The organism is Streptococcus danieliae (assembly GCF_009767945.1).
Lineage (GTDB): Bacteria > Bacillota > Bacilli > Lactobacillales > Streptococcaceae > Streptococcus > Streptococcus danieliae.
In genome coordinates this window covers 1-11422 of sequence record NZ_WSRS01000060.1, presented here as the reverse complement: position 1 = coordinate 11422, position 11422 = coordinate 1, and the positions used below count along the sequence as shown (strand labels likewise).

Annotated in this window: 10 protein-coding genes; 9 read left to right on the top strand and 1 reads right to left on the bottom strand. The window is 46.4% G+C overall.

Features of this window, described 5'->3' with window-relative positions:
• The first annotated feature begins 204 nt into the window (after positions 1-204).
• The gene (locus E5983_RS06745; RefSeq protein ID WP_160333116.1) at positions 205-447 is read left to right on the top strand and encodes a hypothetical protein; all 243 of its coding nucleotides are present in this window, start codon (positions 205-207) and stop codon (positions 445-447) included.
• Between the two features lie 136 nt (positions 448-583).
• The gene (locus E5983_RS06740) at positions 584-1156 is read left to right on the top strand and encodes a hypothetical protein (RefSeq protein ID WP_160333115.1); all 573 of its coding nucleotides are present in this window, start codon (positions 584-586) and stop codon (positions 1154-1156) included.
• 59 nt (positions 1157-1215) lie between these two features.
• Here E5983_RS06740 and argS read toward each other — a convergent pair whose 3' ends face one another.
• A complete protein-coding gene (gene argS / locus E5983_RS06735) occupies positions 1216-2904 on the bottom strand; it encodes an arginine--tRNA ligase (RefSeq protein ID WP_160333114.1) in 1689 nt (562 codons plus the stop codon).
• A gap of 108 nt (positions 2905-3012) precedes the next feature.
• Between argS and E5983_RS06730 the strand changes: the two genes are divergently transcribed.
• The 7 genes from E5983_RS06730 to E5983_RS06700 all read left to right on the top strand — a co-directional run bounded on the left by E5983_RS06730 (position 3013) and on the right by E5983_RS06700 (position 11388).
• Complete coding sequence (locus tag E5983_RS06730) at positions 3013-3462, top strand: arginine repressor (RefSeq protein WP_160333113.1); 450 nt, start codon at positions 3013-3015, stop codon at positions 3460-3462.
• The gene (gene mutS / locus E5983_RS06725) at positions 3459-5990 is read left to right on the top strand and encodes a DNA mismatch repair protein MutS (RefSeq protein ID WP_160333112.1); all 2532 of its coding nucleotides are present in this window, start codon (positions 3459-3461) and stop codon (positions 5988-5990) included. The genes E5983_RS06730 and mutS overlap by 4 nt, the downstream gene beginning before the upstream one ends.
• Before the next feature lie 37 nt (positions 5991-6027).
• Positions 6028-7755, top strand: a complete 1728-nt coding sequence (locus tag E5983_RS06720; RefSeq protein WP_160333111.1) for an ABC transporter ATP-binding protein — start codon at positions 6028-6030, stop codon at positions 7753-7755.
• A 3-nt stretch (positions 7756-7758) separates the two neighbouring features.
• Positions 7759-9525: an ABC transporter ATP-binding protein gene (locus E5983_RS06715; protein ID WP_160333110.1), complete on the top strand. Its 1767-nt coding sequence runs from the start codon at positions 7759-7761 to the stop codon at positions 9523-9525.
• Between the two features lie 133 nt (positions 9526-9658).
• Entirely contained in the window at positions 9659-9865 is a 207-nt protein-coding gene (locus E5983_RS06710; protein ID WP_160333109.1) for a helix-turn-helix domain-containing protein, read from the top strand.
• A 6-nt stretch (positions 9866-9871) separates the two neighbouring features.
• Positions 9872-10576: an XRE family transcriptional regulator gene (locus E5983_RS06705; RefSeq protein ID WP_160333108.1), complete on the top strand. Its 705-nt coding sequence runs from the start codon at positions 9872-9874 to the stop codon at positions 10574-10576.
• Between the two features lie 209 nt (positions 10577-10785).
• Positions 10786-11388 carry a hypothetical protein gene (locus E5983_RS06700; protein WP_160333107.1) on the top strand — a complete coding sequence of 201 codons (603 nt, stop codon included), beginning with the start codon at positions 10786-10788 and terminating at the stop codon, positions 11386-11388.
• Positions 11389-11422 lie beyond the last annotated feature (34 nt).

Genomic DNA, 11422 nt, shown 5'->3' with positions numbered 1-11422 from the left:
TCGAAAGAAAAAGTGTTGTTTTTAGAACTGTTATTTGTTAGACTAAACATATGGGTTTCCTTTCTGATTGTGATTTTGTTGATGCTTATATCATAAAGGGGAACCCTTTTTTTGTCCAGTCATATGTCTCACCCAATGGGTGAAAATCAAAAATTTCTAGAAACCTTGATCTATCAGGGATTCTGGAAGTTTTTTTAGTTATCTATGAATAATTCGGGTTATAGTTTGTCTCAAAATTTAGAAATAGTATCTATTTATAAATACACCCCAGATGATATCACGGAGGAAAAGCCTACTCCTGAAGATCAAGCCATGGTTGATCGCTACGTCAAACAGCTAACAGGCCATGTCCTTGAAACTCGTGTTATACCACCGATATTCAATCTTCAATGGCTTTATGACCTGACTTTTGATGAGAAGAAGGTGCTTCATTTTGAAGAAGAATGAACTTACGGGGAGTTTGTAGATGTTCCATAATCCTTAATAAAACAAGCTTCTGGCTATCTTTTCTCATTAGATGATGGATTGTACTATCGGAAACGATCATTAGAGCTGGGAAGTCGTAATCTAGAAAGGTATCCTGATGAAAAAACAAGGAAACAAAAAATTAATTCGTACCTTCCTACTTTTACTTGCCACCGTTATCTATATTTTTACCAATCTCAGCGGACATCAAATTTATTACTATATCCATTCCAAAAAAACCGATAAAAACCTGACTCCAATTGTTGTTATCTATAGTCTGGGAGAGATTATGATTAAACCGAAGCGAGAAAGTGATGGAAGGTATCATTATACTGTACCAGGGAATAGTATTAGATATGATTATACAAAAAGCATCTCTTATTCGTATAGAAATGGAGAGGGTATTAAAAGACTTCATACTAGTTTTAGTATATCAAATCATGCGAATGAAACATATATATCTTATCAGTTGTCACCTGAATTAAAAATTACAAATATTGTTGAGTTTTCACCTGACAAGATTCACGATGTTGCACAAAAGCCTGAAGACCAAGCCATGGTTGATCGCTACGTCAAACAACTGACGGACCACGTCCTTGAAACTCGTGTTGTACCACCTCTCTTCAATCTCCAATGGCTCTATGATCTGACTTTTGATGAGAAGAAGGTGCTTCATCTTGAAGAAGACTAGTCTCCTTTCCAGTCCAAAAAAGCACTCGAATCAGACATTCGAGTGCTTTTGGGTAGAAGTTACATTTGTTCAGGTGCTTCCACGCCCAAGAGGCGGAGTGCTTCTTTGAGGACGAGGCCGGTTGCGTAGCTGAGGGCTAGGCGGCTTTCTCGTTCTGGGCTTTCTTCCAGGATGCGGGTGTGGGCATAGTATTTGTTAAAGTGTTGCGCTAGATTGATGGCGTATTTAGCGATAATTGAAGGTTCGAACTGGTTGGCAGCTCGTTCGATCACGCGGCTGAAGTCTTGGAGGATTTTCACGATTTCCCAACTTTCGCTGTCTTCCAAATGGTAGTGGGCTTCCGGATCTGCTTGGTAGTCAGCCTTCCGCAAGATAGATTGAATCCGGGCATAGGCGTATTGAACATAAGGACCGGTTTCCCCTTCGAAGGAAAGCATGGCTTCGAGATCGAAGTCATAACCATTCATGCGGTCGGTTTTTAGATCGTAGAACTTAATCGCTCCGACTCCAACTTGGCGCGCCACTTCTTCCTTGTTGGGCAGGTCTGGATTTTTCGCAGCAATTTGCTGCTCAGCACGACTGATGGCCTCAACAATGGTTGGTTCGAGCAAGATGATATTGCCCTTGCGTGTTGATAATTTTTTCTTGTTTTTGGTGACCAAACCAAAAGGAATATGGGACATGTCTTTGACCCAGTCATAGCCCATTTTTTCTAAAACGGCATTGAGCTGTGCAAAATGGCCGGATTGTTCGTGCCCAGTAATGTAGATATTTTTGGCAAAATCGTAGGTCCGTTTCCGATAGAGAGCAGTCGCAAGGTCACGGGTGATGTAGAGGGTTGCCCCGTCAGATTTTTTAATCAAGGCAGGGTTGAGGTTGAAGTCCTCCAAATCCACGATCGATGCTCCACGAGATTCCTCTAACAGATTTTTCGCTTCTAGAATCTCAATGATTTCATCCATCTTGTCATTGTAGAAGGCTTCTCCATTGTAGCTGTCAAAGTCAACATTGAGCAGCTTATAAATCCGGTTGAATTCTACTAAACTCTCAGAGCGGAACCATTCCCAGAGTTCCCAGGCTTCCTTGTCGCCCTGCTCGAGCTTGAGGAACCATTCCCGTCCTTGTTCATCTAGTTCAGGCTTGGTTTCCATTTCCTCGTTGATGCGGACATAGAGTTTTAACAATTCAGAAATTGGGTTGGCTTCAACAGCTGCCTTATCGCCCCAAAGTTTGTAGGCTACAATTAAAAGACCGAATTGTTTACCCCAGTCACCTAGGTGGTTGATTCGGACAGCAGTGTAACCAAGTTTGTTAAAGAGGTTGGCCAAGGCATCCCCGATAACGGTGGACCGTAAATGACCGACTGAGAATGGTTTAGCGATGTTGGGGCTGGACATATCAATGGTGATGTTTTGTCCCTGACCAATGTTTTGAGCCCCGTAGGTCTCTTTTGCTTCGATAATAGAACGGAGAATACGGTCTCCCATGTCAACCTTGTCTAAGAAAAAGTTGACATAAGGTCCTGTTGCAACGACTTTTTCAAAACCAGTTGTGTCAATGGCCTCAGCGATCTCTGTAGCAATCACGGCAGGTGCCTTGCGTAGGACCTTGGCCAGGCTAAATGCTGGGAAGGCAATGTCTCCTAAATCGGAGGATTTAGGGGTTTCTAAAAGGTCCAAAATGGCTGCTTCATCAAGATTTTCGATTTGAGCTGCTAGCCGTTGGGCCACTAGTGCTTTTTGGTTCATAATTTCTCCTTTTTTAATTTATTTTATCATAAGGCAGGACCTAAATCCAACAGGTACAGGCCGATAAAAAATTTGTTATAATTGAAACAGAATGCGTGAGGAAAAACCATGAAAAAAATAGAAAGACAGAATTTAATGCGGCAGTTGCTGGAAGAGCGGCGCTTTTATCGGCAGCAGGAACTGCAGGCGGCCTTAAAGGAGGCGGGGGCAGTGGTGAGCCAGGCGACCTTGTCTCGGGATATGAAGGAGCTGGGGGTGGAGCGGCAGATGTCCAGTCAGGATTCTTCTTTTTACCGTCTGCCGCGGCTTGAGGCTGAATCTGGATTGGCGGATGCGGCCCTTTATGTGCAGAAAATTGACCGGGTTGATTTCAACCTGGTTTTGCATACTGGTCTGGGTGAAGCCTCGGTTTTGGCCAATAGCCTAGATGCCAGTGGCGATCCGCGGATTTTGGGAACCATTGCAGGAGCTGACACCTTGTTGGTGGTGACGCGTTCCAGTCAAGATGGTGCCAGCCTTGAGCAGGATATCCGCTCCTATGTTGAGGAGGATCTATGAGTCAAAATAAACTATCACCAGGCATGCAGCAGTATGTCGATATGAAAAAAGATTACCCCGATGCCTTCCTCTTTTTCCGCATGGGGGATTTTTATGAACTTTTTTATGAGGATGCGACTCGGGCGGCGCAGATTTTGGAGATTTCCATTACCTCACGCAATAAAAATGCGGCGGATCCTATTCCTATGGCAGGCGTTCCCTACCATTCAGCCCAGCAGTACATTGATACCCTGATTGAGCAGGGCTACAAGGTTGCGATTGCCGAGCAAATGGAGGATCCCAAACAGGCCAAGGGCGTGGTTAAGCGAGAGGTTGTTCAGGTTGTCACGCCAGGGACCAGTCTCGATGGTCCTAGCCGGGATGGCCAGAATAATTTCTTAGTAGCCCTTTATAGCAAGGGGCAGGGCTTTGGCCTAGCTCATCTGGATTTGGCTACCGGGGAATTTGGAGTGACCCAGCTGGATCGTTGGGATTTGGTCTTGAGTGAAATCCGTAATCTCCAGGCCAAGGAAGTGGTGCTAGCGGGCCAGGTTTCAGAGGAGCAAGAAGCCCTTTTGAGCCAGCAGTTGCAGCTCCTGGTTTCCTGGGTGGACAAGCCCTTGGATGCCAGTCCCCTCCTACCGTCGACCTTGTCAGAGTTGGTCTTTTTGGCAGCAGCTAGTCTGTTGGCCTATATTTACCAGACACAAATGCGGGATCTGGACCATTTGAAGCCGGTTGAGGTCTACCAAATTGCGGACTCCCTCCGCATGGATTTTGCGACCAAACAAAGCCTAGATCTAACCGAGCATGCGCGAACGGGCAAGAAGCAGGGGTCTTTATTAGGAGTTTTGGACCAGACACGGACGGCCATGGGGTTGCGGCTGTTACGCCGCTGGATTCAACAGCCGCTCTTGGACAAGGATAAGATTGAGCAACGGCAGGAGCAGGTGACGATCTTGCTGGAGGCCTTTTTTGAACGCCAGGACTTGGTTGAGAGCCTGAAGGGGGTCTATGATATTGAGCGTCTGGTGAGTCGGGTGTCCTTTGGGAAGACCCTGCCCAAGGATCTCTTGCAACTATCGGCAACCCTGGGGCAGGTGCCGCAAATCCGGCAACTCTTATTGAGTCTGGAGCAAGCGGCCTTGGAGCCCCTGGTTCAGGGCTTGGATCCCTTGGAAGAGCTCTATGCCTTGATTGATGCGGCCATCGACCCGGAGGCTCCCAACCAACTTATGGATGGCGGTCTGATCAAGACTGGCTTTGATCCCGTGCTAGACCAATACCGCAAGGCTTTGCGGGAAGGGACCTCCTGGCTGGCGGATTTGGAGAGCCGGGAACGTCAGGCGACAGGGATTAACAATCTCAAGATTGATTACAACCGCAAGGATGGTTACTATTTCCATGTCACCCAGTCCCAACTCAGCCATGTGCCCGACCACTTTTACCGCAAAGCGACGCTGAAAAATTCGGAGCGCTTCGGTAGTCAGGAACTGGCGCAAATTGAAGGCCAGCTTTTGGAGGCTCGGGATCAATCATCGCAATTGGAGTACGATCTCTTTATGCGGATCCGGGAAGAAGTTGCCAAGTATATGCCGCGCCTGCAAAGTTTGGCCGGGGCCTTGGCCAGTGTTGATGTTTTGCAAAGTCTGGCTTTTGTGGCCGAAAGCCAGCTCTGGGTCAAGCCGACCTTTAACCAGACGGGGCAGATTCATGTGCTGGAAGGTCGCCATCCGGTGGTTGAAGCAGTCTTGGGCCGTCAGTCCTATATTCCCAACAGCCTGGTTATGGCGCCCGAGGATCGGATCCAGTTGATTACCGGCCCAAATATGAGCGGGAAATCGACCTATATGCGTCAGATCGCGATTATGGTGATCCTGGCTCAGTTAGGCTCCTATGTTCCGGCCAAGGAGGCTGACCTCCCCATTTTTGATGCCATCTTTACCCGTATTGGGGCGGCTGACGATTTGGTTTCCGGCCAGTCTACCTTTATGGTCGAGATGATGGAAGCCAATCAAGCCGTCCAGCACGCTAGCCCCCAGTCGCTGATTCTTTTTGATGAGCTGGGCCGTGGGACAGCAACCTACGATGGTATGGCCTTGGCCCAAGCCTTGATTGAATACATTCATGATAAAGTGGGAGCCAAAACCTTCTTTGCAACCCACTACCATGAGTTAACGGACCTCGAAAACCATCTGTCGGGTCTGGCCAATGTCCACGTTGCCACCTTAGAAGAAGGTGGAACAGTGACTTTCCTCCACAAGATTGAACCCGGCCCGGCCGACCAGTCTTATGGGATTCACGTGGCGAAAATTGCCGGTCTCCCCAGGGAACTATTGACGCGAGCCCAGGTCATTCTGGATGGACTGGAAAGCCAGGATGTGCGTCCCCAGACTGGGCAACTGGATCTCTTCCTGGTTCCAGAAGCTCCGCCGGTCCAGCCCCACCCCCTATTGGAACAACTAAAAACTGTCAATCTGAGCCAGATGACTCCCCTAGAAGCCTTGTTGTTCTTGGATCAGGCTCAGAAAGAGTTACAGGCAGAGTAACAGAATCAGCCTAGCTAGAATTTTGAAAGGAGATGCATTGCTTTACATTTGGAATTATTTAAAAAAACATCCCCAGCTGCTAGCTTTAGATATTCTTGCAGCGACCTTATTTGTAATGGTCAACCTGGGCTTGCCGACTTTTTTGGCACGGATGATTGACCAGGGAATTGTGGCCGAAGACGAGTCCCGGATTTATTTCTGGGGCTTCGTGATGCTGGTCACGATCCTAGTTGGCATCTTGGGTCGTTTTTTACAGACCTATGCCGGTAGTCGTTTGACCAATAAGATGATCCGCGATATGCGTTTGGATATTTACAAGCAGCTCCAGTACTATTCCCACCAGGAATACGAACAAATCGGGGTTTCTTCTCTGGTAACTCGGATTACCAGTGATGCTTTCACCCTGATGCAGTTTGCGGATCAGACCTTGAAATTTGGGGTGATTACTCCCTTGATGTTGTTGTCAAGCTTGGTGATGGTCTTTGTGACCAGCCCGTCCTTGAGTTGGATTGTGGCCTTTTCCATTCCTTTCTTGGTCTTGGTGATTTGGTATGTGGCGGTGGCCAGCCGTCCGCTATCGGAGAAACAACAGGAAAGTTTGGACCGGATCAACCATTTTGCCCGGGAAAATTTGACCGGTTTGCGCGTGATTCGGGCCTTTGGGCGCGAAGCGTTTCAAGAGGACCGCTTTGCCCAGGAAAATGACCGTTACCAGGCCAATTCCAACCGGCTCTTTAAGTTGACCGGTTTGACCGACCCCCTCTTTGCCCAGATTATTATTGCGATGATTGTGGCTATTGTCTGGTTTGCCCTGGCTCCTTTGAACCAGGGGCAGATTCAAATTGGGGTGGTGGTGGCCTTTATTGAATACAGCTTCCATGCCCTCTTATCCTGCTTGCTGTTGGCAGGTCTCTTCACCATGTATCCCCGGACAGCCGTTTCTGCTCGCCGTCTTCAGGAGATCATGGATATGCCCCTGTCGATTTCGCCTAATGAAGACGGAGTGACGGAAACAGAGACCAAGGGCTACTTGGAGTTTGATCGGGTGACTTTTGCCTATCCGGGTGAAACGGAAAATCCGGTCTTACACGATATTTCCTTCAAGGCCCAGCCAGGTCAAACCATTGCCTTTATTGGCTCTACGGGTTCAGGGAAATCTTCCTTGGTCCAGTTGATCCCCCGCTTCTTTGACGTAACCTTGGGGCGGATCTTGATCGATGGGGTTGATGTGCGTTCCTATAACCTGAAAGCCCTCCGCCAGAAGATTGGCTTTATTCCGCAGAAGGCGCTCTTATTTACCGGTAGCATTGCCGAAAACCTACGCTTCGGGAATGCCCAGGCTGATCAGGAAGACTTGGAGAGCGCCTCTGACGTGGCCCAAGCCTTGGAGTTTATTCAAAGTAAGGAAGACCAGTTTGAAACCCATCTAGCCGAAGGCGGCAGCAACCTATCCGGTGGTCAAAAGCAACGCTTGTCGATTGCTCGTGCCTTGGTGAAGGAACCAGAGATTTACATCTTTGACGACTCCTTCTCCGCCCTGGATTACAAAACCGATGCCCTTTTGCGGGCCAGACTCAAAGAAGTGACCCAGAACGCAACCGTTTTGATTGTGGCGCAAAGGGTTGGAACGATCATGGATGCCGATCAAATTATTGTTTTGGATAAGGGTGAAATTGTGGGTCGTGGAACCCATGAGGAATTGCTGGAAACCAATACAATCTATCGTGAAATCGCAAATTCGCAGCTGAATAGAGGGGAGGAGTAGATTGTGAAAGAAAATAACTTCAAACGTCTCTGGACCTATCTGCGTGCTTACCGGGCGAGTGTTTATCTAGCGGTGGCTTTCAAGGTTCTCAGCATTGTTATGTCCGTTTTGGAGCCCTTTGTGCTGGGTTTGGCCATCACAGAGTTGACCCAGAATCTCCTCGATATGGCTCAAGGGAAGGCCAGTGGCCTCAATGTTTCCTATATCTTCTGGATTCTGGTCCTCTACCTCATCCGGGGAACCCTGTATTCAGTTGGAGCCTACTATGCTAACTACTTTATGACCAATGCGGTGCAGGCGACCGTTGGCGACCTGCGTAAGGAGTTGAGCCACAAGGTCAACCACCTGCCCGTTTCCTACTTTGATCGCCAGCAGTTTGGAGATTTGCTCGGACGTTTCACGACAGATGTCGAAACCGTCTCAAATGCCCTCCAACAAAGCTTTTTACAGATTATCAATGCCATTGTCACCATTGTTTTGGTGTTGGCGATGGTTTATTCCATCAATCTGCCTCTAGCTCTGGTCGTGACCCTGATTATCCCGCTGACCTATTTTACATCCAGCAGAATTCTCAAGTTTTCCCAACCTTCCTTTAAGCGTCAAGCCGATATTGTGGGAACATTAAATGGGTTTGTGCAGGAGCACCTGACTGGTTTCCAGATTGTAAAACTCTATGGCCGTGAAGACGAGACCGTGGAGGAATTTCAAGCCATCGTGGATGAGCTAGAAGAAGTTGGCTTCCAAGCTGGCTTCCGCTCCGGTCTTATGGCTCCCCTCCTCCACGGATTATCCGACTTTGCCTATGTCATTATCGCCTTTCTCAGCGGTCTCCAGGTCTTGGCGGGTCGCTTGACCATCGGGAACATGCAGGCCTTTGTCCAGTATGTCTGGCAAATCAGCCAACCCGTACAAATTCTGACCCAGATCTCTGGCCAGCTCCAAAGTGCCCAGTCCTCCCTGGATCGGATTTTCCAAGTCTTGGATCAGCCCGCAGAAAGCGAGACTGGTGAAACAGCCCTGGCCCAACCGCTTAGCGGTCAGGTAACCTTTGACCAGGTCTCCTTTAGCTATAGTGCGGACAAACCACTGATTCAAAACTTTAACCTAGACGTTGAACCAGGCCAAATGGTGGCCATTGTTGGTCCAACAGGGGCTGGCAAAACGACCCTGATCAACCTGCTCATGCGCTTCTATGATGTGGATGGCGGGGCAATCCGGGTCGACGGCCGGGATATACGCAACATTGACCGCCAGGACTACCGCCGGCAGTTCGGGATGGTCCTGCAGGATGCCTGGCTGTACGAGGCTAGCATCGAGGAGAACCTACGCTTCGGGAACTTAGAGGCGACCCACGAGGAGATCGTGGCAGCCGCCAAGGCGGCCAACGTGGATTACTTCATCCGCAGCCTTCCAGGCGGTTACAAGATGCAGATGAACCAAGAATCCAGCAATATCTCCCTCGGTCAGAAACAATTGCTGACCATCGCCCGAGCCCTCCTAGCCGATCCAAAAATCCTCATCCTGGATGAGGCAACTAGCTCGGTCGACACCCGCTTGGAGTTGCTGATTCAGAAAGCCATGAAAACGCTCATGCAAGGACGGACCAGCTTTGTCATTGCCCACCGCCTCTCCACCATTCAAGAAGCCGATAAGATCCTGGTCCTCAAAGAAGGCCAAATCATCGAACAAGGGACCCACACGAGCCTCTTAGCCGACCAAGGCTTCTACTACGACCTCTATCAAAGCCAATTTGCGCGTGACGAGGAATAAATTGATTTCATCCCCAGCTGTTTTCAGCTGGGGTATTTTTGAAAACAACAGGTAAATTAATACGATGGTTATTTGGTCGTTTTCATGTTATAATCAATCTAAAATGAGCCTACTTACATTGGGAGGATTGTGGATGATTAACAAGGAAGAATTAGGTTTGAGAATTCGCAAGGAACGTGAAAACCAAGGCCTCAGTCGCGAAGCTCTTTGTGGTGATGAGGCAGAGCTAACGGTCAGACAATTACTCCGCATCGAGACAGGAAAATCCCTACCCAAATTAGAAAAACTGGAGTTTCTTTCACGGGTTTTAGGTATAGACATCTCAACCTTCCTAGGGTAAGAACGGTTGGAACTTCCGGCAGACTATTTGGAGAAAAAATACCGACTTTTGAAAATGGGCACCTATGGAGATCCCGAGAGAATTGCTCAAAAAAGAGATGTTTTAGAAAAAATCTATGAAAATTATTATGGTATTCTTCCAGAGGAAGAGCTGTTTATATTAGATATATTAGAAAGAATTTGGGACATCGCTAGTGGTGTGAATCTGGATGATTCGATGTCAGCAGATGTCATCTATGAGGATTATTTTAGACAGCTTCAAGAAAAGGAAGTTTATTCTACAAACGATTTGTTATTGTTGTCTTATCACTACTTCTTTTCTCAAAATTATAGCCAAGATGATAGAAAGGCAATCCAATTAGTAGACAGGCTCTTGAGTCAGAAAATCAGTGGTGACGAAATCTACAATCGAGTACTGCTTTCGACCTTATTGCTTTTGATCAGTATTCAAGTTGCACTTCGGGATTATGGGGAATTACTGAGAGTTATTAATAGGGTAGAGCAGGTTATTGAAGAAACCAAGCAGTATACTGGAAAGCCAGTGATTCTATTAACGAAGGCTAGATACTCTCTTTTTGTTGAGGGGGATGTAGAACAGGCAAATCAATTTTATGATCAAGCAAAATTACTTGGGGAATTGCTGGATGATAAGCTATTCCTGCAACAATTAGAAATTGAAAAAGAGAATGATTTTAAGCAAAAAGAAGAATAGCGACATTAATGTCCTGTTCTTCTTTTTTTTGTAATTTGTATAATTAGTCTATCATTTGAAGGAGGGGGCAGACATGATTAGAATTTTGGCTTTATTGTCATTCTTTGTTTACTTATTCTATTAGTTAAGAATAGTTCTAATCTTGATGATTGTAGAAGATGGTGACTATATTTGGTTTTGATAATGGTCTACTAGACTATATTGAACAGTTGTTAAAACTGAAGAAGAAAAGAGCTAGGAGGATTTTATTAGATAGAGATAGATTTACTGATGTTAGAGAAGGCATCACAGATATTTCTCGAAACACTTTAGATAGAGATTTAGTAGAATGGCAAAATTCTATTACAGATAGCTCTAAAATTATCCTTGGAATTAACTTGGACCTACTAGATGTAACAGAGCTATCAAACATATGTAGAAACATTATTGATTCGTTTATATATAAAGATAGAGTTGGAAGTTCTAATAATGAAGAAGTAGTAGTGGTAATTTTACTGATGTTTCCAAATGAGAGGATCATTCCTTGTATGAAAGAACTTAAGTATGTTTTCTCACAAATGGAAATCGTGCTTGATCGTTTTAAACAAGAGCAATTTCAAATAGAAGTGGATTTTAGAGTAAATAGTTTAATCCCAATGTTTCGAATCGAAAATGAATCATTTGAACCATGGATGCGTCGACTTCAGATACGTCAGCCTCTTAACAGGTATGTTACAGCAGAAGATATAGCTAATACGTTGTATTTTCTCTTATCAGAAGAGAGTAAGGCGGGTGTGTCAAGAATTTTGTGTAAACTCCAAAGCAGAGTTTGAATGTGTGTATTAATCGGACAAGGAATTGTAAGGA

Coding starts and splice junctions, on each gene's coding strand:
- E5983_RS06740 (WP_160333115.1), top strand. CDS start 584: ATGAAAAAACAAGGAAACAAAAAATTAATTCGTACCTTCCTACTTTTA.
- E5983_RS06710 (WP_160333109.1), top strand. CDS start 9,659: ATGATTAACAAGGAAGAATTAGGTTTGAGAATTCGCAAGGAACGTGAA.
- mutS (WP_160333112.1), top strand. CDS start 3,459: ATGAGTCAAAATAAACTATCACCAGGCATGCAGCAGTATGTCGATATG.
- E5983_RS06745 (WP_160333116.1), top strand. CDS start 205: ATGAATAATTCGGGTTATAGTTTGTCTCAAAATTTAGAAATAGTATCT.
- argS (WP_160333114.1), bottom strand. CDS start 2,904: ATGAACCAAAAAGCACTAGTGGCCCAACGGCTAGCAGCTCAAATCGAA.
- E5983_RS06730 (WP_160333113.1), top strand. CDS start 3,013: ATGAAAAAAATAGAAAGACAGAATTTAATGCGGCAGTTGCTGGAAGAG.